Origin of the sequence: Klebsiella michiganensis (assembly GCF_002925905.1) — a bacterium.
In the GTDB taxonomy this organism is placed as follows: Bacteria; Pseudomonadota; Gammaproteobacteria; order Enterobacterales; family Enterobacteriaceae; genus Klebsiella; species Klebsiella michiganensis.
Map to the genome: position 1 here is coordinate 718405 of NZ_PRDB01000001.1, position 20761 is coordinate 739165.

19 protein-coding genes, 3 tRNA genes and 1 pseudogene are annotated in these 20761 nt (G+C 56.1%); 12 read left to right on the top strand and 11 right to left on the bottom strand.

Annotation, left to right across the window (positions count from 1 at the left end):
• Positions 1–418: 418 nt before the first annotated feature.
• Positions 419–1447, bottom strand: coding sequence for an EF-P beta-lysylation protein EpmB (gene epmB, locus CDA56_RS03530; RefSeq protein WP_032695144.1), 1029 nt, complete (start codon positions 1445–1447; stop codon positions 419–421).
• A gap of 42 nt (positions 1448–1489) precedes the next feature.
• On the opposite strand from epmB, the gene efp reads away from it, so the two are divergent.
• From efp to sugE, 4 genes are all read left to right on the top strand, one after another.
• On the top strand, positions 1490–2056 hold the full coding sequence (gene efp / locus CDA56_RS03535; protein WP_004097931.1) for an elongation factor P: 567 nt from the start codon (positions 1490–1492) through the stop codon (positions 2054–2056).
• A 69-nt stretch (positions 2057–2125) separates the two neighbouring features.
• Complete coding sequence (locus CDA56_RS03540) at positions 2126–2257, top strand: entericidin A/B family lipoprotein (RefSeq protein ID WP_064375709.1); 132 nt, start codon at positions 2126–2128, stop codon at positions 2255–2257.
• Positions 2258–2419: 162 nt separating this feature from the next.
• Positions 2420–2566, top strand: a complete 147-nt coding sequence (gene ecnB / locus CDA56_RS03545; protein ID WP_004097935.1) for a lipoprotein toxin entericidin B — start codon at positions 2420–2422, stop codon at positions 2564–2566.
• 140 nt (positions 2567–2706) lie between these two features.
• Complete coding sequence (gene sugE / locus CDA56_RS03550; protein WP_103814238.1) at positions 2707–3024, top strand: quaternary ammonium compound efflux SMR transporter SugE; 318 nt, start codon at positions 2707–2709, stop codon at positions 3022–3024.
• Here sugE and CDA56_RS03555 read toward each other — a convergent pair.
• From CDA56_RS03555 to frdA, 5 genes and pseudogenes are all read right to left on the bottom strand, one after another.
• Complete coding sequence (locus CDA56_RS03555) at positions 3021–3551, bottom strand: lipocalin family protein (protein ID WP_025107642.1); 531 nt, start codon at positions 3549–3551, stop codon at positions 3021–3023. The genes sugE and CDA56_RS03555 overlap by 4 nt on opposite strands.
• Positions 3552–3691: 140 nt before the next feature.
• A pseudogene (gene frdD, locus CDA56_RS03560) lies at positions 3692–4050 on the bottom strand (fumarate reductase subunit FrdD).
• A 10-nt stretch (positions 4051–4060) separates the two neighbouring features.
• Positions 4061–4456 carry a fumarate reductase subunit FrdC gene (gene frdC, locus CDA56_RS03565; RefSeq protein WP_004097939.1) on the bottom strand — a complete coding sequence of 132 codons (396 nt, stop codon included), beginning with the start codon at positions 4454–4456 and terminating at the stop codon, positions 4061–4063.
• A gap of 10 nt (positions 4457–4466) precedes the next feature.
• Positions 4467–5201 carry a succinate dehydrogenase/fumarate reductase iron-sulfur subunit gene (locus tag CDA56_RS03570; protein WP_004097940.1) on the bottom strand — a complete coding sequence of 245 codons (735 nt, stop codon included), beginning with the start codon at positions 5199–5201 and terminating at the stop codon, positions 4467–4469.
• A complete protein-coding gene (gene frdA, locus CDA56_RS03575; protein ID WP_025107641.1) occupies positions 5194–6984 on the bottom strand; it encodes a fumarate reductase (quinol) flavoprotein subunit in 1791 nt (596 codons plus the stop codon). The genes CDA56_RS03570 and frdA overlap by 8 nt, the downstream gene beginning before the upstream one ends.
• Positions 6985–7259: 275 nt before the next feature.
• Between frdA and epmA the strand changes: the two genes are divergently transcribed.
• Positions 7260–8237, top strand: coding sequence for an elongation factor P--(R)-beta-lysine ligase (epmA, locus tag CDA56_RS03580; RefSeq protein ID WP_004097943.1), 978 nt, complete (start codon positions 7260–7262; stop codon positions 8235–8237).
• Positions 8238–8388: 151 nt separating this feature from the next.
• Complete coding sequence (gene yjeM / locus CDA56_RS03585; protein WP_102803524.1) at positions 8389–9891, top strand: glutamate/gamma-aminobutyrate family transporter YjeM; 1503 nt, start codon at positions 8389–8391, stop codon at positions 9889–9891.
• A gap of 36 nt (positions 9892–9927) precedes the next feature.
• Here yjeM and mscM read toward each other — a convergent pair whose 3' ends face one another.
• The 3 genes from mscM to rsgA form a co-directional block, all read right to left on the bottom strand.
• A complete protein-coding gene (mscM, locus tag CDA56_RS03590; RefSeq protein WP_102803525.1) occupies positions 9928–13254 on the bottom strand; it encodes a miniconductance mechanosensitive channel MscM in 3327 nt (1108 codons plus the stop codon).
• A 21-nt stretch (positions 13255–13275) separates the two neighbouring features.
• Positions 13276–14238: an archaetidylserine decarboxylase gene (gene asd / locus CDA56_RS03595; protein WP_102803526.1), complete on the bottom strand. Its 963-nt coding sequence runs from the start codon at positions 14236–14238 to the stop codon at positions 13276–13278.
• A 93-nt stretch (positions 14239–14331) separates the two neighbouring features.
• Positions 14332–15393 carry a small ribosomal subunit biogenesis GTPase RsgA gene (gene rsgA, locus CDA56_RS03600; RefSeq protein WP_004097952.1) on the bottom strand — a complete coding sequence of 354 codons (1062 nt, stop codon included), beginning with the start codon at positions 15391–15393 and terminating at the stop codon, positions 14332–14334.
• Positions 15394–15487: 94 nt separating this feature from the next.
• Between rsgA and orn the strand changes: the two genes are divergently transcribed.
• Positions 15488–16033 (top strand): oligoribonuclease, encoded by a 546-nt coding sequence (gene orn / locus CDA56_RS03610; protein WP_049082935.1) that lies wholly within the window; start codon positions 15488–15490, stop codon positions 16031–16033.
• Between the two features lie 40 nt (positions 16034–16073).
• Here the strand turns inward: orn and CDA56_RS03615 are convergent, their stop codons facing one another.
• A complete protein-coding gene (locus tag CDA56_RS03615; RefSeq protein ID WP_025107636.1) occupies positions 16074–16805 on the bottom strand; it encodes an arginine ABC transporter substrate-binding protein in 732 nt (243 codons plus the stop codon).
• Between the two features lie 286 nt (positions 16806–17091).
• On the opposite strand from CDA56_RS03615, the gene CDA56_RS03620 reads away from it, so the two are divergent.
• The 3 genes from CDA56_RS03620 (at position 17092) to CDA56_RS03630 (ending at position 17368) form a co-directional block, all read left to right on the top strand.
• Positions 17092–17167: transfer RNA gene (locus tag CDA56_RS03620), tRNA-Gly, on the top strand.
• Between the two features lie 25 nt (positions 17168–17192).
• A tRNA-Gly gene (locus CDA56_RS03625) sits at positions 17193–17268 on the top strand.
• A 24-nt stretch (positions 17269–17292) separates the two neighbouring features.
• Positions 17293–17368, top strand: a tRNA-Gly gene (locus CDA56_RS03630).
• 269 nt (positions 17369–17637) lie between these two features.
• Here CDA56_RS03630 and queG read toward each other — a convergent pair.
• Positions 17638–18777: a tRNA epoxyqueuosine(34) reductase QueG gene (queG, locus tag CDA56_RS03635; RefSeq protein WP_014227617.1), complete on the bottom strand. Its 1140-nt coding sequence runs from the start codon at positions 18775–18777 to the stop codon at positions 17638–17640.
• Between the two features lie 13 nt (positions 18778–18790).
• Here queG and nnr point away from each other — a divergent pair, with 13 nt between their 5' ends.
• A complete protein-coding gene (nnr, locus tag CDA56_RS03640; RefSeq protein ID WP_165795108.1) occupies positions 18791–20302 on the top strand; it encodes a bifunctional ADP-dependent NAD(P)H-hydrate dehydratase/NAD(P)H-hydrate epimerase in 1512 nt (503 codons plus the stop codon).
• A complete protein-coding gene (gene tsaE, locus CDA56_RS03645) occupies positions 20295–20756 on the top strand; it encodes a tRNA (adenosine(37)-N6)-threonylcarbamoyltransferase complex ATPase subunit type 1 TsaE (protein ID WP_014227619.1) in 462 nt (153 codons plus the stop codon). Before nnr ends, tsaE begins: the two co-directional genes overlap by 8 nt.
• Positions 20757–20761: the final 5 nt, after the last annotated feature.

Sequence of the window (20761 nt, forward strand, 5' to 3'; positions counted from 1 at the left end):
AGCCCGCCGCAGGATCAAATATCGCGTCATTCTTCCGAACGGACGAAAAAGAGCCAGAAAACCCTGAAAATGTGCAGATCACCGCGAGCACATCTTCGCCTCCGGTTGAGAACAATGTGACTCATAATTTAGCCATTCAGGAAGATGCGCAAAAAAGTTTCAATGACAATAAAGCAACAGAGTTCAAATTACCCAAGTGGATTTTACCCCTGCTATTGGTTATGACCGCAGCAAACATTCTTTCTCTTTTCTTGTAGCTTTAATGAATGGGTTTACAGCTTGCTTTTATATTTGCTTTTACTTTCTTTCAGAAAGGATAACGACTGGTTTTACGAAAATGATTAAGCAGTAGTAGTTATATACCAGTGAGTAATAGCAAATAGGCAGTCTGCCTGGCCATGCCCGGCAGACGGATTGACTATTGCTGCTTTAACCCCAAGTCGAGGGGCGTCTTGCTGGGTTCCCCGCCGATTTCCCGCGCAAGTTTTGGTACTAAATAGCCGGACACCAGCGTCAGCAATTCGCGCACGATCGCTCTGGCCTCTTCGTCACTGACCATAAAATGCGCCGCTCCCTGCACTTTGTCTAACACGTGCAGATAATAAGGCATGACGCCGGCGTCGAATAGCGCGTTGCTCAGGTCGGCAAGCGTGTTGGCGTTATCATTTACGCCGCGCAGCAGCACGCTTTGATTCAATAAGGTCACGCCAGCCATACGCAGTTTTTTCATGGACGCACGAAACGCCGCATCAATCTCGTTGGCGTGGTTAACGTGGTTTACCAGCAGTACCTGTAACGATGATGCAGCAATACGGGCAACCAGCGTATCAGTTATACGCGCAGGAATCACAATGGGCAGCCGGCTGTGAATACGCAGGCGCTTGATGTGCGGAATAGATTCCAGCTGCGTCAATAGCCAGTCGAGTTCATGATCCTTGGCCATAAGCGGATCGCCGCCGGAAAAAATGATCTCATCCAGCTGTGGATGTGCCGAAATGTACTCCAGGGCCTGCTGCCAGTTACGCTTATTGCCCTGGTTTTCAGCATAGGGGAAGTGACGACGGAAGCAATAACGACAATTTACCGCGCAGCCGCCTTTCACCAGCAGTAGCGCACGGTTGCTGTATTTATGCAGCAGACCGGGTACCACGCTATGCTGTTCTTCCAGCGGATCGGTAGAGAATCCCGGGGCATTAATAAACTCTTCCTGGGAGGTAAGTACCTGACGTAGAAGAGGATCGTTGGGATTGCCTGGCTCCATACGGGCAATAAACGCCCGCGGAACACGCAGTGCGAACAGGCGCTTAGCATCACGTCCTGCCAATAGATTCGCATCTGCGTCTACATTTAAAAGATGCAGCAGTTCATCAGGACTGGTCACAACATCGGCAAGTTGCGTTAACCAATCTTCTCTGGATGGGGTATTTAGGGTTACAATATGCGCCATTTTGTGGCTTAGCTACCAATTAACAAAATTTCAGAGGGCCTTATGGCGACTTACTATAGCAACGATTTTCGTGCCGGTCTTAAAATCATGATGGACGGCGAACCTTATGCCGTTGAAGCCAGTGAATTCGTTAAACCCGGCAAAGGCCAGGCTTTCGCGCGCGTTAAGCTGCGCCGCCTGTTGACCGGTACTCGCGTTGAGAAAACCTTCAAGTCTACCGATTCTGCTGAAGGTGCGGACGTTGTCGATATGAACCTGACTTACCTGTATAACGACGGTGAGTTCTGGCACTTTATGAACAACTCTACCTTCGAACAGCTGGCCGCTGATGCTAAAGCCGTTGGCGATAACGCTAAGTGGCTGCTGGATCAGGCTGAATGCATCGTGACCCTGTGGAACGGTCAGCCTATTTCCGTCACCCCGCCAAACTTTGTTGAGCTGGAAATCGTTGAAACCGATCCAGGCCTGAAAGGCGATACCGCGGGTACCGGCGGCAAGCCTGCAACGCTGTCCACTGGCGCAGTGGTTAAAGTTCCTCTGTTCGTACAGATTGGCGAAGTCATCAAAGTCGATACTCGCTCTGGCGAATACGTCTCCCGCGTGAAGTAATTCAGGCGGCGAAAGAGTTGGCGCAGCGCCATGCTGCGCCTCTACAGGTTGAAACCGCAGGCAAGGAAGATGACTCCTACACTGAAACTGTTGTTACTGTTATTGCTGAGCGGTTCTCTGCTTGCCGGGTGCAATACGGCTCGCGGCGTGGGCGAGGATATCCAGAGCCTGGGTCATGCTATTTCTCACGCGGTCAGCTAATCTTATTTCATCAGGCAATTCTTATTCATATACTCACCCTCTATCTGATTCACTTTCTTCACTTCTTTTTCTCTTAAAAATCGTCTCGCTTCCCTCATCCTGGACCAGTTTGTCTATGCTTATAGAGCACGATAACTAAAACTGGTTAATAAGGATGACATTATGGTAAAAAAAGCGATTGCAGCGTTCTTTACGGTTTTGGCACTTTCCTCTGTACTGACCGCATGTAACACCACGCGCGGTGTAGGTCAGGATATTTCAGAAGGCGGTAGCGCGATTTCGGGCGCCGCGACCAAAGCTCAGCAATAGACCATGGCGGTACGGCCGTTGGTCGTACCGTTCTTCCTCACCGTTGCCACGTCGTGTATAATTCCTGCGGAATATCATCTACCTTACGGGACGGCCTGTAAGCGTTTCACATCTGGGGACGGCCCCATCAAAGGAGCCATATGTCCTGGTTGATTCTGTTTATCGCGGGTCTGCTGGAAGTCGTCTGGGCTGTCGGCCTGAAATATACCCATGGGTTTAGCCGCCTGGTGCCAAGCGTGATAACGATTGCCGCCATGGTCATCAGCATGGCGCTGTTGTCGTGGGCGATGAAAACGCTACCCGTGGGGACGGCTTACGCCGTTTGGACCGGAATTGGCGCGGTCGGCGCAGCCGTGACGGGGATTATCCTGCTAGGCGAATCCGCCAGCCCGATGCGCATTGCCAGCCTGGCGTGTATTGTGGTTGGTATCATTGGCCTGAAAATGAGCGCGCATTAATACTGCTGATTGACCCACAGCAGTTTGCTGACGTCGAATCCCTGCCGGGTAGCGATATCCAGCATCTGCTGCTTCACTTCTGGCGGGATTTTCGGCGCGCGCGCCAGTAGCCAGAGATAATCCCGGTCAGGTCCGCAAACCAGCGCGTAGCGATAATCCTTGTCCAGCGCAATCACGTTATAGCCGCCATAGAAGGGGCCGAAAAACGACACTTTCAGCGCGGCTCGCGTGGGCTCCCCGGTAAAGTAAGCCACGCCGTCGGTTTTCTGCCACATCCCCCGGTCGGGGTTGTATCCCTTATTGACCACGTCCAGCCCACCATCGTCGCGCAGGCTATAGGTTGCGGTAACTTTTTCTAAACCGCTCTCAAAATGGTGATCGAAGCGGGCAATCTCATACCAGGTGCCAAGATAGCGTTGAGGGTTGAACGGACTGACCACGGTTACGCCAGAAGGTGGCGTCGGCGCGCTGCAGGCTACAAGCAGAAATGAAGCGGCAACAACCGCAATAACGGGTAGCAGACGCATAATGTTTTCCTTGCCAGTTTTAAGCTAAGTGTAGATTCAGGCAGGAAAAATGCGGCGGAATTTTCTTGAGAAGCGAGCCCGGTAACATAATGCTACCGGGCTTATCGCCGAGGAGGTAAAAGCGGCCTCCGGCGAGCGCTTTAGATGAACAATATGCCGACCAGAGTGACGACGGTCAGAATCGCCGCTAGGCCGTAGAAGACCCACTTACCGTTGGGTACGTGAATTTTCAAATCATGCATCGCATGGTGAATACGGTGAAGTCCACACCATAGCGGCAGCACAATCATCAGGAAAATGAATGCGCGGCCAATAAAGCTATGGGCGAAAGCCAGCACGCGTTCGTAGCTGAAGGCGTCCGCGGGCGCCAGTCCGAGCGGCAGCATAATACCCACCAGCAGCACGATAACGGGGGCGACAATCGCTCCCCACATGCCGCCAGCGCCAAACAGCCCCAGAATACCGGTTCATCAGAACGTTTTGGTTTGGGATTAATCATTCCAGCCTCCTTACCAGAACAGCGCGACAAACAGGATCACCACGGTGACGACCGCAGTGACGACCCAAAGCCCCTTAATAACCGGCTCTGGCCCCATTTTCTCGCCTTTAAGGATAATATTGGCAGCTTTCGGTGCCAGCTCAAACCAGGTTTTGGTATGCAGCAGTGCGGCTGCAAGCGTGATCAGGTTCAGGATCACGACAATCGGATTTTGCAGAAAACCGATATACCCGGCCCAGCTCTCCGCGCCGTGCTTCAGTGCGAACAATCCGTAAATCAGCACGATGCTGAACCAGACCGTGGGTACCGCTGTTCCCTCACGCAGCATATAGAAGCGATAAAACGGCAGCTTTTTCCACCAGGTGGACGGCATCGGCCGCACGTAGGGTTTGCGTTTAGTCGTCATACTGCACTCCTTAGCGTGGTTTCAGGGTGGCGATAAGAAAGTCTTTCGAGCTTTCTACCTTGCCTTGCTGGATCGCGGCCGCCGGGTCGACGTGTTTCGGGCAGACTTCGGAGCAGTAGCCCACGAAAGTACATGTCCAGACGCCATTCTGGCCGTTAAGCTGCGCCATACGTTCCTTTTTACCGTGGTCGCGGCTGTCTTCGTTGTAGCGATGGGCGAGGGTGATCGCCGCCGGGCCGATAAACTCCGGATTAAGACCAAACTGCGGGCAGGCCGCGTAGCACAGGCCGCAGTTAATGCAGCCGGAGAACTGGTGGTACTTGGCCATTTGCGCCGGGGTCTGGGTGTTAGGCCCCTGATCGGGCGTGCGCGGGTTGCCAATGATGTACGGCTTAATCGCTTCCAGGCTTTCAATAAAGTGGGTCATATCGACCACCAGATCGCGCTCAATCGGGAAGTTAGCCAGCGCCTCGACTTTAATGCCTTTGGTGTATTCGCGCAGGAAGGTTTTGCAGGCCAGTTTTGGCACCTTGTTCACCATCATGCCGCAGGAACCGCAAATCGCCATGCGGCAGGACCAGCGGTAGCTGAGGTCCGGCGCGAGGTTGTCTTTGATATAGCCCAGCGCATCAAGCAGCGAGGTTTGCTCATCATAGGGAACTTCATAGAAAGCGCTGTGCGGTGCGATGTCTACTTCCGGGTTGTAGCGCACCACTTCGACTTTCATGTTTTTCATCTCAGCCATTCGTCGTCTCCTTCTTCTCGGCTGCTTCCGCTTCCGCACCGTACACGCGTTTTGCCGGCGGCAGAGTGGTGATTTTCACATCACTGTACTCCAGACTGGTGTGGCCATCGGCATCGCGGAAGGCGAGGGTATGCTTGAGGAAGTTGACGTCGTCGCGCTCGGTGCAGCCTTCATCCAGGCGCTGATGCGCGCCGCGGGACTCTTTACGCGCGAGGGCGGAATGCGCCATACATTCGGCGACGTTCAGACCATGGCCCAGTTCGATGGTGTACAGCAGGTCGGTATTGAACACGCTGGACGTGTCGGTGATCCGCACGCGCTTGAAGCGCTCCTGCAGCTCGGCGAGCTTATCGACCGTTTTCTGCATGAGCTCCGGCGTACGGTAGATGCCGCAGCCTTCTTCCATCGACAGACCCATTTCGTCGCGAATCTTCGCCCAGTTCTCGTTACCTTCCTGATTAACCAGATCTTTCAGGCGCTTCTCGATATCGACGACCTGCGCGTCCAGCGCGGCGCTATTGGCTTCGCCCGCTTCGGTTGCGCGCTGCATGGCCTGCTCACCGGCCAGACGACCAAAGACCACCAGCTCCGCCAGGGAGTTGGAGCCAAGGCGGTTGGCACCGTGCAGACCCACAGAAGAACATTCGCCAACGGCAAACAGCCCTTTGATACGGGTTTCACACTGCTGGTCGGTTTCGATCCCGCCCATGGTGTAGTGTGCGGTTGGACGCACCGGAATCGGCTCTTTTACCGGATCGACACCAACGTAGGCTTTCGAGAGTTCACAGATAAACGGCAGACGTTCAAGCAGCTTTTTCTCACCCAAATGGCGCAGATCGAGATAGACCACATCGCCTCGCGGCGTAGGGATCGTGTTGCCCTTGCGCCATTCGTGCCAGAAAGCCTGGGAGACTTTATCGCGCGGACCCAGCTCCATATATTTATTTTTCGGTTCGCCCAGCGGGGTTTCCGGACCCATGCCGTAATCCTGCAGGTAGCGGTAGCCGTTCTTGTTGACCAGAATACCGCCTTCGCCGCGGCAGCCTTCCGTCATCAGAATACCGGAGCCCGGCAGGCCGGTGGGGTGATACTGCACGAACTCCATATCGCGCAGCGGTACGCCGTGGCTGAGCGCCATACCCATCCCGTCGCCGGTGACGATACCGCCGTTGGTATTGTAGCGATACACGCGTCCAGCGCCGCCGGTAGCCAGAACTACCGCGTTGGCGCGGATCTGCACCAGCGTACCTTCCATCATATTCATTGCGACCAGACCGCGAGCCTGCCCATCATCGACCAGAATATCCAGAACAAAATGTTCGTCGAAGCGTTGGATTTGCGGGAATTGAAGCGAGGTCTGGAACAGGGTGTGCAGCATATGAAAGCCGGTTTTATCGGCAGCGAACCAGGTTCGTTCGATCTTCATACCGCCGAATCGCCGGACGTTGACGCTGCCGTCCGGGCGGCGGCTCCACGGGCATCCCCACTGTTCGAGCTGGGTCATTTCCGTCGGGCAGTGATGAACGAAGTAGTCAACGACGTCCTGCTCACATAGCCAGTCGCCGCCGGCAACGGTGTCGTGAAAATGGTACTCGAAGCTATCATGATCCTGCGCGACGGCAGCGGAACCCCCTTCAGCAGCAACGGTATGGCTGCGCATAGGATAGACTTTTGAAATTAGAGCGATTTTTGCATTTGGATTAGCTTGCGCGGCGGCTATTGCGGCGCGAAGACCTGCTCCGCCTGCGCCTATTACGGCAAGATCGGCTTGAAAAGTTTGCACGACATTCCTCCAGTTTTTGTTTATTTCGCCGCCGGGCTGGCGAAAACGTATCACTGCTCCTTTATAGGTAAGGAGTATAGCCGTAGGGTTATGAGGGAAAATTGACGTGTTCGATTTTTTTATCGTTCTGTGCGGTCGTTTATCTCATTGCTTTATGTTTTTGGGTTATCAATAAATTAAGTGTATGTAACGCGTTTACGTATTCGCACAAAATTTGTTTCATCCGCCAGTTACGAGTAGACTTCGTGCCCTTGTTTCAAATCGGAGAACGTACCATGAGCGAAACGGCAACCTGGCAGCCGAGCGCATCCATTCCAAATCTATTAAAACGTGCAGCGGTCATGGCGGAAATTCGCCGTTTCTTTACCGACCGCGGCGTGCTGGAGGTGGAGACGCCCTGCATGAGTCAGGCGACGGTGACGGATATTCATATGGTCCCGTTTGAGACGCGTTTCGTCGGTCCTGGTCATTCTCAGGGGCTGAACCTGTACCTGATGACCAGCCCGGAGTATCACATGAAGCGCCTGCTGGCGGCCGGCTGCGGCCCGGTCTTTCAGCTGTGCCGTAGCTTCCGCAATGAAGAGATGGGGCGCCACCATAACCCGGAATTCACCATGCTGGAGTGGTATCGTCCGTGCTATGACATGTACCGGCTGATCAATGAAGTGGACGATCTGCTCCAGCAGGTCCTCGACTGCCAGCCAGCCGAAAGCCTCTCCTATCAGCAAGCCTTCCAGCGTCATCTGGAAATCGATCCGCTGTCGGCGGATAAAACGCAGCTGCGCGAAGCGGCGGCGAAGCTGGATCTGAGCAATATCGCCGATACGGAAGAGGACCGGGATACGCTGCTTCAGCTACTTTTTACCATGGGCGTCGAGCCGCACATCGGTAAAGATCGTCCGACGTTTATTTATCACTTCCCGGCAAGCCAGGCGTCGCTGGCGCAAATCAGCACCGAAGATCACCGCGTGGCGGAACGTTTTGAGGTCTATTACAAAGGCATTGAGCTGGCGAACGGTTTTCATGAGCTGACCGACGCGCGCGAACAGCAGCAGCGTTTTGAACAGGATAACCGCAAGCGCGCCGCTCGCGGCCTGCCGCAGCAGCCAATCGATCGTCATCTGCTGGCCGCTCTCGAAGCCGGGCTGCCGGATTGTTCCGGCGTGGCGCTGGGCGTTGACCGCGTCGTGATGCTGGCCCTGGGGGCAGAAAGCATCGGTGAGGTTCTCTCTTTCACCGTCGACCGCGCCTGATCCTCTCTCAGCTTCCCTTTCGATGATGGAAGGGAAGCCCGCCTTTTAGCCCTAATACCCACAAGAACCGTTTGGGTTTTTGCTACTATCCGCGCTCATTTTTTTTGGCTATCCGGCATCCTCTGCCGCGATACCGCGTTTGGATAGATTTATGCACCAGCAAATAAAGAAGATGAGCCTGATTGGGCTGATATTAATGATCTTCACCTCGGTATTTGGTTTTGCAAACAGCCCCTCTGCGTTCTACCTGATGGGCTACAGCGCGATGCCGTTTTATCTCTTCTCCGCTCTGTTTTTCTTTATCCCTTTTGCGCTAATGATGGCGGAGATGGGAGCGGCCTATCGTAAGGAGGAGGGCGGGATCTATTCATGGATGAATCATAGCGTCGGCCCGCGCTTTGCGTTTATGGGGGCCTTTATGTGGTTTTCATCCTATGTGGTCTGGATGGTCAGCACGGCGGCTAAAATTTGGGTGCCGTTTTCCACATTCTTATTCGGCGCGGATAAAACGCAATCCTGGGCGCTGGCCGGACTGACCTCCACGCAAACGGTCGGTATTCTTGCCGCGTGCTGGATGCTGCTGGTGACCTTTGTCGCGGTAAAAGGCATGCACAAAATCGCCAAAATTACCGCCGTCGGCGGGATCGCGGTCATGGGCCTTAATCTGGTCCTGCTGCTGGTGAGCCTGGTGATTTTACTGCTCAACGGCGGCCATTTTGCCCAACCATTGGATTTCACGGCCTCGCCTAATCCAGGCTATCAGTCCGGTCTGGCGATGCTATCGTTCGTGGTTTTTGCCATCTTTGCCTACGGCGGAATCGAAGCGGTTGGCGGTCTGGTGGATAAAACCGAGCAGCCGGAAAAGAATTTTGCCAAAGGCATTGTTATCGCGGCGGTCGTCATTTCTGTTGGCTATTCGCTGGCGATTGTTCTGTGGGGCGTGAGCGCCAACTGGCAGCAGGTATTGAGCAACCCTTCCACGAACCTCGGTAATATCACCTACGTGCTGATGACCCGCCTTGGCGCCACCCTGGCTAATGCGATGCATCTGCCGCCCGCCGTCGCCGCCCTGAGCGGATTATGGTTTGCCAGAATCACCGGACTCGCCATGTTCCTCGCTTATACCGGCGCTTTCTTTACCCTGAGCTACTCGCCGTTAAAGACGATTATTCAGGGCACGCCAAAAGCGCTCTGGCCTTCAGCAATGACGCGAATTAACGCTAACGGTATGCCGGCGAACGCCATGTGGTGGCAGTGCCTGCTGGTGAGCGTGTTTATTCTGCTGGTTTCCTTTGGGGGCGATACCGCGTCGGCGTTTTATAACAAACTGACGCTGATGGCGAATGTCTCTATGACGCTGCCGTATCTGTTTTTAACGCTGGCATTTCCTTTTTTTAAGGCGAAGCAGGATCTCGATCGCCCCTTTGTGATTTTTAAACACCGCGGCTCGACGCTGCTGGCGACCGCCGTTGTGGTACTGGTGGTGGCATTTGCCAATATCTTTACCGTGATTGAGCCGGTGATGGAAGCGGGTGACTGGAGCAGCGCGCTGTGGATGGTCGGCGGACCGGCTTTCTTTTCGCTGCTGGCGCTGGGGATCTATGAGAATTACCGCCGGCGTACGGCGGTGCAGCTGATGGTCGAGGAGAGCTAAAACGCTGGCCTTGCCTGCGTTCAGGCAAGGCCGTTCTTACAGGCTGCCGGGCGTGCGGCTGGTTTTCCCTGCCGAGGTCAGCGCCCTGCTGCTTTTTCTGCCATCGATGCTCTCCAGGCGCATCTGGAACGGCGGGAACGGCATATCGATACCGTGCTCGCGGAATCCGGCCAGAATCAGCTGGTGCATCTCGTGGCGCAGCGGCATCCGGTGACCCATTTCGGCGGCGTAGATACGCAGCTCGAAAATCTGGATCCCCTGCTGCAGATCAACGAGGAACGCTTCCGGCGCCGGGGTATCGATAACCAATGAACAGCGGTGCGCGGCATTTAACAGGATCTGCGCCACCTCTTCGGTATCGGCATCTACCGGAGCAGGCACCGTTAGCACCACGCGGGTCACGGAATCCGACAGCGACCAGTTGATGAACTGTTCGGTGATGAACGCCTTGTTCGGTACGATAATCTCTTTACGGTCCCAGTCGCTGATGGTGGTGGCGCGGGTATTAATTCGCGTCACGCTGCCGGTGAGATCGCGAATGGTGACCGTATCGCCAATGCGGATCGGTTTCTCAAACAGGATAATCAGGCCCGAGATAAAGTTGGCGAAGATCTCCTGCAGGCCAAAACCGAGACCCACACCGAGCGCGGCAATAAGCCACTGCAGCTTGGACCACTCAATCCCAATCATCGAGAAGCCGACCAGACCGCCGATCAGCATCAGCAGATACTTAGTGATGGTGGTGATGGCGTAGCCGGTGCCCGGCGTCAGTTCCAGATGCTGGAGGATGGCCAGCTCCAGCAGCGCGGGCAGGTTGCGCACCAGCTGGGTAGTAATAATCAGCACCAGGATGGCTATCAGCACCGCGCCGAGGGTAATCGGCTCCAGGCTCTCAACGCCCTGTACCGTGGAGGTGACGTCCCACAGCGAGATATTCTCCAGGAAGCCAAACGCGGAGTGGATTTCTGACCACAGCACGATAACCGACACCAGCGCGATCAGCATCAGCAGGGAGCGCACCAGACGCAACGACTGGGTACTGATGGCATCAAGATCGACCTCGCTGACCTCAGCTTCCATCGAACCTTCCGGGCTGCTGGTATGCTGGACTTCCTCTTCGCCGCGGGCGCGCTGGGCGAGGATCTCCGCCCGGCGGTGCTTCGCGCGATCGAACGCCAGGCGGCGCCGCTGGATCAGCATCCAGCGGCGTATGATGTGATAAACCACCAGCAGCAGGAACCAGATGGCGACCGAGGTTTCAAGCCTGGCGAGCAGCGCCTGCGACGTGGCGAGATAGCCGATCGCCGCCGCCAGCATCGCTATCAGCGGCGCGCCGAGCAGCATATTCCACAGCAGCCGGTTCAGCATATTGTCGCCGCTGCCTTCTTTGTCGAGATACAGCGGAATGCCGGCGCGTTTCAGGCTCAGGGTCACCATCGCCAGCGCGCCGCAAATCAGCATAAAGCAGAGGCGGCCCAGCGAGGCGGAGAACTCGCGATCGTTGAGGTTATCGAAAGTAATCAGCGCCATAATCAGCGGCACGATCAGCCCGATGCTCATCAGGTAGTAGCGCATCGCTTTGCTGACGCGGCTGCGCGGCCAGCCAAAGTGGGCGATAAACAGGCCGTTAGGGCGGGCGAACGTGGCGCAAATCATCACGACCCACAGCAGCGGTACCGTGGCGGTGACGCTATCGCCAATCGCCACGGCCAGCGGGAAAGGCCAGGCGGCCTGCAGGCCATAGCCCAGCGTCATCCACAGCACCGGCAGCGGCGAGGCCACCAGTATGGACCAGAACACCGTGCGCAGGGTGAGCCAGAAGTGATCCTGCGTAACCTTACCGACGCGCGCGCTGGAGCGCTCTAGGAAGCTGGTGAAATGGCGGCGTGAGCTAATACTGAACCCCACCAGAATGAGCGCGACGAAGAGCGGCAGCAGGGTCTCTTTGCTGGTCAGCATCATCATACTGGCCTTACCGAGCTGGCTCATGGTATCGAGCGAGATCAGGCGGCGGAGATCCTGAACGATCTCCAGCGGCCACGAGAAGCCGATTGGGCTGACGTCCGAGGTCCAGAACAGATAGCGGTGGGTCGCTTCGTTGATCTCTTTAAGCGCATCCTCTAGCTGACCGTTGGCGACCTTCAGCTTGGTCAGTTCGAGCATAAGCGTATCGCCGCCGCGCAGCAGGGAGTTGAGCAGCTCGGTCTGCGTGCGCATCTGGGCCTGCAGAATACGGTTCTGTTCCGCGGTGAGCGGTTCACCGTTGGCCTGACGAATTTGTCTTAGCTGCGGCTGTTTGCCGAGCTGATCTTCATAGCGTAAACGCTGCACGCGCAGCTGCGCCATTTCGGTATCCAGCTGCTGCGGCCGCGGGATTTCCGGCAGTCGAGCCACCTGCGCGCGCAGGGCTTCACCAAGTAGATTGGAAGAGCCCAGCCACTGGGACTGCTCGCGCAGGGTGTTTAACGCCTGACGCACCTGGAGGGTCTGATTGGTCGCCTGGCGCTGCTGCGAGGCGATCAAATCCATCCGCTGCGCCTGCTGGTTGAGCGCCTGCGACAGCTCGCGGTTAACTTTAAACTGCGCCACGATATCCGGCGGCAGGTTTTCGCTGTTTTCCGCCAGCAGTTCGGTGCTTTCCAGCGCTTTCTCCGCCTCGCGCTGCCGTTGGTTATTGAGCTGATTTCTCAGCGCCTGTAGCCAGGCGTCGAGCTGCTCGCTCTCTTTCTGCGCCAGCTCGGAGCGCAACCGCGAAAGTTCCTGGCGGTTATTGGCGGAAAGCTGCGCCAGATCCAGCTCATCGACCAGCGCTTTCAGCCGCGCGGACTCCGCCTGCAGACCAAGATTTTGCGCCTGTGCCAGCGGGGTATTGCTGCTTTGCGCGCCGACCCGGCGTTCAACCTCATTCAGCTGGCGGCGGGCATCGCTCTGCTGCTGCGGCAGCTGGTTGAGGGAGTCGGCGATGTCGCGGGCGCGATCCTGCTCCTGCTGGGCTTTACGACTGGCTTCCAGCAGCTGGCTGCTGACCTGGAGAATCTCCTGATTCAGGGCATCGGAGGAGAGGGTAGTGGAGACCTGGCGCGGCTCATCGCTGAGATTGTTGAGCTGCGCGCGCAGGTTTTGCGACAGTTTGGGGAAGTTATCGATAACGTCCTGGTACTGACGGGCGCGCTCAAGGGAAGCATTTCGCTCCTCAAAGGCGTTCAGGGCAGATTGCAGGACTTCAACGGTTTCAGGCTGGGCAGGCTTTGCCGCCTTCGCCTGTTCCAGCTCCTGGGCTATCTGTTTAGCATCCGGGGCTGTCGCTGCGTACGCCCCAAAACTGAGGCACCAGGCCAACAGGAAAGTGTATATCAGGCGCACGGCGTAACCTTTTTTCAGGAATTAACCTTCGTCTTGTTTATCGTCAACCAGCGGGCTGGCGGCGTGTTCAGCGCGGACTTCTTCTTCCGCCAGCGGCGCGGGCTCTACCGGCGCTGTGGCTTCAGGCGCGAGCGCCAGCGGCTGGCCTATTTTGGTCACCGACAGGCTTTGTAACTGCTCAACCAGCTTCACCTGGCCCGGAGCAAACAGGTTAATCACCGTGGAGCCCAGCTTAAAGCGGCCCATCTCCTGGCCTTTCAGCAGGGCGACGGAGCCTTCGCTATCGCCAGCAGGCCAGGTCCAGCGCTTAATGATGCCTTCGCGCGGCGGCGTGACGGTACCGGACCACACGGTTTCGATGCTGCCGACGATGGTGGCGCCGACGAGGATTTGCACCATAGGGCCAAACTCAGTATCGAACAGGCAGATGACGCGCTCGTTGCGGGCAAAAAGATTCGGCACGTTTTGCGCGGTCAGATGGTTTACGGAAAACAGATCCCCCGGCACGTAGATCATTTCGCGCAGAATACCGTTGCACGGCATATGCACGCGGTGGTAATCGCGCGGCGAAAGATAGGTGGTAACGAAGCTACCGTTACGGAACAGGTCAGCCATCTGGTAGTTACCGGCCAGCAGCGCTTCCAGGCTGTAGTTATGGCCTTTAGCCTGCAAAATTTTGTCGTCTTCAATGGCGCCCAGTTGGCTGATGACGCCGTCGGCGGGCATTACCAGCACGTTCGGGTCGGTGTTTAACGGACGGACGTCGTCGCGCAGCGGGCGAACGAAGAAGTCGTTAAAGGTACGATAGCTGGCGGTGTCAGGCTTTTGCGCCTCTTTCATATCGACCTTGTAATATTTCACGAACAGATCGATGACCAGTTTTGTCAGCCAGCCTGCTCGTTTGCGTGCACCCCAGCCTGCGAGGCGGGTGAGCCACAGTTTAGGCAGAATGTATTGCAGTGAAAGTTTAAGATCGTTTAACAAGGTAGCCTCCAGGCCATTATTTGTCGTTCCTGGCCCCGCGTAGCAGCGGAGCCTGAAAAAAGGGGACGATTCTAACGATGCTCAGCTTAAATGTCAGTCATCGGTTGATGAAAAGCTTTTACGCGTTTTTACCTGTACCTGCGCCATGCTTTCCAGAATGCGATGGTAGTTTTCAAACCGACTTTCGGCGATTTCGCCTTTCTCCACCGCTTCGCGAATGGCGCAGCCCGGGTCATTGTCGTGTTTGCAGTCGCGGTATTTGCACCGGCCTAAATAATCATGGAATTCGACAAAGCCGTGGGTGATTTGTTCCGCGTCGAGATGCCACAGGCCGAACTCGCGTACGCCCGGCGAGTCAATCACATCGCCGCCGTGCGGGAAGTGGTACAGGCGCGCGGCCGTGGTGGTGTGCTGCCCCAGTCCGGAGACATCCGAAACGTCATTGGTGAGGATTTGGTCATCATGCAGGCCCAGCAGCGCGTTCAGCAGGCTGGATTTGCCTACCCCTGACTGCCCGGCAAAGATACTGATACGATCGGTGAGCGCCTCTTCAAGCGGCTTCAGGCCATCCTGCGTGCGGCTGGAGACCATCAGTACGCGGTAACCAATATGGCGATAGATGTCCATTTGCTCGTTGACGAAGTCCATGCTCGCCTGATCCAGCAGGTCGATCTTATTGAGCACGATCAGCGGCTCAACGTTCAGCGTTTCGCAGGCCACGAGGTAGCGGTCGATAATATTCGGAGAAAGCTCAGGCAAGATCGCGGAAACAATGACAATCTGATTGATATTGGCGGCGATGGGTTTGACGCCGTCGTAGAAATCCGGACGCGTCAGTACGGAGGTCCGTTCATGGACGGCCTCGACGATGCCCTTGACGTTGACGCCGTCAGCTTCGCTTTTGCCAGGCCGCCAGACCACGCGATCGCCGGTGACCAGCGAACGGATAGTGCGGCGTATGTTGCAACGGTGGACGCTACCGTCGGCGGATTCGACATCGGCATGCATGCCAAAGCGGCTAATGACGGTCCCTTCGGATTTCTCACCGAACAGGTTGTCATCAAAATCGGCCTTCTCCGAAGTCGTTTTCAGGCGGCGCTGGTGGTTGGCCTTCACGCGGCGCTGTTGGCCTTTGGAGAGTTTATTTTTACTCAATCGAACTGGCTCCTGGTCGCCCTGTACGGGCAAAACCTCTATGATACACGCTATTTTAGATGAATATAGTGACGTAAGAAGGGTGGAAAATAACATGAGTGCAGATGAAAACAACCTGATTTGGATCGATCTTGAAATGACGGGGCTGGATCCGGAGCGCGATCGCATCATCGAAATCGCCACCCTGGTGACCGACGCGAATCTGAACATTCTGGCGGAAGGGCCGACCATTGCGGTGCACCAGTCAGACGCGCAGCTGGCGCTGATGGACGAGTGGAACGTGCGTACCCATACCGGCAGCGGGCTGGTGGAACGGGTGAAGGCGAGTACCCAGGGCGATCGTGAAGCCGAACTGGCGACTATCGAATTCCTCAAAAAGTGGGTACCGGCGGGTAAGTCGCCGATCTGCGGCAATAGCATCGGCCAGGATCGCCGCTTCTTGTTTAAATATATGCCTGAGCTGGAAACGTATTTCCACTACCGCTATCTGGACGTCAGCACGCTGAAAGAGCTGGCTCGTCGCTGGAAGCCGGAAATTCTCGACGGCTTTAAGAAACAAGGAACCCACCAGGCGATGGACGATATTCGCGAATCGGTCGCGGAACTGGCCTACTATCGCGAACACTTTATTAAGCTTTAACGCCCGTGCCGGGGCCAACACACCCCGGTCATCCCCCCGACTATTTAAACCACTTCTGTTCCATGGCCTGGAACTCCGGCGAGGCTTTTACGACATCCAGAGCGGCATTGATGTTATTCAGCAGCTCAGGATCGTCTTTACGTACCGCAATGGCGTACTGCTTACCGTAGTAGCCGGGATCCGTGGCGCGTTCGTCCATCATGGCGTAGTCGGGGTTATCCTGGAGCCATTTCGTTAACGTCTCCTGATCGCCCATCACGCCGCTAATCACGCCTTCTTTCAGCGCGCTCAGGGCGCTTTCGTCGCTGTCGTAAGGCACCGCATGCACGGCTTTTTGTTTGTCACGCAGATAGTGCTGATGAAGGGTGCCTTTCACGACGCCGATTTTTTTATCCTTCAGATCGGCAAAGGTGTGGGCGGCGTCTTTCGCGGTGACAACTACGCCGGACAGCGCCTGACGATAGGGATGGCTGAACGCAACCTGCTTTTCTCGCATCGGAATCACTTCGATACCGGCAATCACGGCGTCGAATTTCTTAAAGCGCAGCGCCGGGATGAGGGTATCGAACCCCTGGGGAGTGAATTTGCATTCGACCTGCATCTGCCTGCACAGCGCGTTGGCCAGGTCGATATCAAAACCCGTGGGCTGATTTTTACCATTGACGGTTTCATACGGCGGATTGGCCGTCGTTGTCCCAAAATGTAGCGTTGTTGCCGATGCTGTTCCTGTGGCAAGCGTGGCCAGCAGCAGGACGGTAAGCGCTTTTTTCATTTTATTTCCCTGGTTGTCATCGTTGTTGACCGTCAGCGGGCGATATCCGCCTATAAACTTGAGCGATTTTGCGCCTTTAGCGGGCCCGGAAAAAGTGATTTTGCCGCATTTGCTGGTTATTTAGACAATTCAGGCCGGTGTGTGGTGATAAAGTGGTCACTTAAACCAAAAACGAAAAAAATTGCGCTCAGGGGGGTTGCAGGTAAATCGAATTCTCGTATAATGCGCCTCCCGTGACGAAGCAGAAATGCAAATCACGACGCCATAGAAATATGGCCAGAAGTATGCGGGAATAGCTCAGTTGGTAGAGCACGACCTTGCCAAGGTCGGGGTCGCGAGTTCGAGTCTCGTTTCCCGCTCCAAAAAGTTGAAAGTTACCACACCCAAGCGGGAATAGCTCAGTTGGTAGAGCACGACCTTGCCAAGGTCGGGGTCGCGAGTTCGAGTCTCGTTTCCCGCTCCAAAATTTGAAAGTTACCATACCCAAGCGGGAATAGCTCAGTTGGTAGAGCACGACCTTGCCAAGGTCGGGGTCGCGAGTTCGAGTCTCGTTTCCCGCTCCAAATTTCTTCTCATACCCAGTTTATCCACAGCGCAAGCACGCGCCGGTGATGATTTTCGCGCGGTCCTGAAAATACTGTGAACAGAGTTATCCACAGGTTAACCTTTCGTCCTCTCTCAGAAAATTACTTCACTATGTAAATAGTATTCTTATATCTAATTGAAAGATAAGAGTTAAATTTCATTTCAAAGTGTTAATCCGATCACTTGACGAACGTCTGCCCCTTGAAACGCAATGTGTTTTTATTTTTATTCACACCCTGTGAATGAATCAGGCGTCGCGCGGTAGCCCTTTTTCAACCACCCTGACCAGACGCAGCTTTTTGGGTAACTGCACCTCAACCACATTGGCATTTCTCTTTTCAATTTGCTGCGCCATCGCCCACTCGATATGTTCGTCGAGAAGCGGGTGCTCACCCCTGCGGCTTTCCAGCGCCTTCAGGTTCGCTTCATCCCAGGGCGCGTTGCCCAACGCGACGGCGATATTACGCAGCCAGCGCAGATGACCAATACGGCGAATGGCCGAACCTTCCGTCACTTTTAAAAACCAGGGTTCGCTCCAGGCGAACAGCTCAATAAGCGCCGGGGCGTGTAGCGCCTTGCGCGGACTGAAATCCTCTTCATCGGTGAGCTGCGCGAAGCGGTTCCACGGGCAAATCAACTGGCAGTCATCGCAGCCGTATATGCGGTTGCCGATCAGCGGACGAAACTCTTCCGGAATAGCGCCTTCCAGTTCGATAGTCAGATAGGAAATACAGCGCCGGGCATCGACGGTATAGGGCTCGACGATGGCGCCGGTTGGGCAGATGGTCATACAGGCAACGCAGCGGCCGCACTCTTCCTTGACGGGCTGGTCAATGGGAAGAGGGAGATCGATAAGCAGTTCACCGAGGAAAAAGAACGAGCCGGCATCGCGACTAAGGATGAGCGAGTGCTTACCTGTCCATCCCAGCCCCGCTTTTTCGGCTAAAGGGCGTTCAAGAATCGGCGCGGAATCGACAAAAGGTCTAAAATTGAGCGAAGCACACTGTCCCTGAATCATCTCACCTAATTTTTTCAGGCGATGACGTAATAGCTTGTGATAGTCCCGTCCGAGGGCGTAACGGCTAACGTAACCCACGGCGGGGTCTTTCAGGGTACGGGCGAAAGCGGCATTAGCGGGCAGGTAGTTCATTCTCACGCTAATCACGCGCAGGGTACCGGGCTGGAGCTCATGGGGGCGCGCGCGCATCATGCCATGACGCGCCATCCACGCCATTTCGCCGTGGTATTGTTTATCCAGCCAGGCCTGCAGTTTAGGTTCGCTGGCGCTGAGATCGGTATCGGTAATACCGACCTGCTGGAACCCCAACTCTGTGCCCCATTGTTTGATTTGCTGCGCTAACTGATTGAGATCGAGGGGCTGTGACATGATGGACCATACGATGACGAAAAACACCGGGAGTATACCACATATCATCTGGTCGGCGGAGGCGCTACGGCGAGCGGAAAAAGAGGCGGCGGATGCCCTTGGGCTGACGTTGTATGAATTGATGCGTCGTGCGGGCGAAGCGGCTTTTGAGCTTGCGCGCGTCCAGTATCCTGAAAGCCGGCACTGGCTGATTCTCTGCGGCCACGGTAATAACGGCGGCGACGGCTACGTGGTGGCTCGCCTGGCACAGTCGCGAGGCATTCAGGTCACGCTGCTGGCGCTGGAGAGCGAGAAGCCGCTGCCGGAAGAGGCCAGCCTCGCGCGTGAGGAGTGGCTCAACGCCGGCGGCACGATTCATGCCGCCAGCATCCCCTGGCCGGAAGATATCACGCTGATTATTGACGGCCTGCTCGGTACCGGGTTACAGAGCGTGCCCCGGGAAAACGTTGCGGCGCTGATCGCGCGGGCAAACGCCCATCCGGCTGCGGTTGTGGCGCTGGATATTCCCTCCGGCCTGAATGCGCAAACGGGGACGACGCCGGGCGCGGTTATCCATGCCGCTCATACCCTCACCTTTATCGCGCTTAAGCCGGGGCTGCTGACCGGCAAGGCCCGCGATGTCGTTGGCCGTTTGCATCACCACGCCCTGGGGCTTGAGGGTTGGCTGGCAGGCCAAACGACGGCGCTCAGTCGCTTCGATGCCTCGCAGCTCCCCGGCTGGCTGCCGCCGCGGCGTCCAACCTCGCACAAAGGCGACCACGGTAAGCTGGTGATTATTGGCGGCGAACCGGGGACGGCGGGCGCCATACGAATGAGCGGTGAAGCGGCGCTGCGCGCGGGCGCCGGGCTGGTGCGAGTACTGACTCACCGGGACAACATTGCCCCCATTCTGACCGCCAGACCGGAGCTGATGGTCCATGAGCTGACGTCCCGTTCTCTCGAAGAGAGTCTGCACTGGGCGGATGTCATTGCGATTGGGCCGGGTCTGGGGCAGGGCGAGTGGGGTAAAAATGCGCTACGCCAGGCGGAGAATTTTCGCAAACCGATGGTCTGGGATGCGGATGCGCTGAACCTGCTGGCAATCAATCCCGATAAACGTCACAATCGCGTGCTGACGCCGCATCCCGGCGAAGCCGCCCGCCTGCTGAACGTGAGTGTGGCAGAAATTGAAAGCGATCGCTTACATTCTGCACAACGTCTGGTAAAACGTTATGGTGGCATCGTGGTGCTGAAAGGTGCAGGTACGATCGTGGCGAGCGAAACGGGCGAAATGGCTATTATCGACGCCGGTAACGCTGGGATGGCCAGCGGCGGGATGGGCGATGTGCTGACCGGTATTATCGCTGCGTTGTTAGGCCAGCGCCTGACGCCGTATGATGCTGCCTGCGCCGGATGCGTTGCTCATGGCGAAGCCGCCGATCGGCTGGCGGCGAGACACGGCACCCGCGGAATGCTGGCGACCGATCTTTTTTTCACGCTCAGGCGTGTTGTTAACCCGGATGTGATTGACGTAGACCATGATTAACCGAGTGATTCCTTTACCCGATGAGCAGGCGACTTTAAGCCTTGGCAACCGCGTCGCGCAGGCATGCGCTGGCGCGACGGTCATCTATTTGTATGGCGATTTAGGGGCGGGTAAGACCACCTTTAGCCGCGGTTTCCTTCAGGCTCTCGGTCACCGTGGCAACGTTAAAAGCCCAACCTACACCCTCGTCGAGCCATACAGTCTCGATAATTTGATGGTCTATCACTTCGATCTTTATCGCCTGGCGGATCCTGAGGAACTCGAGTTTATGGGGATCCGCGATTATTTTACTGACGATGCTATCTGCCTGGTGGAATGGCCTCAGCAGGGCACGGGAGTACTGCCGGACCCGGATGTTGAAATTCACCTTGAGTATCAGGCACAAGGGCGTGAGGCGCGCGTAACCGCGGTCTCCTCATTGGGTGAGTCTTTATTGGCGCGTTTGGCTAATTAGCCTGA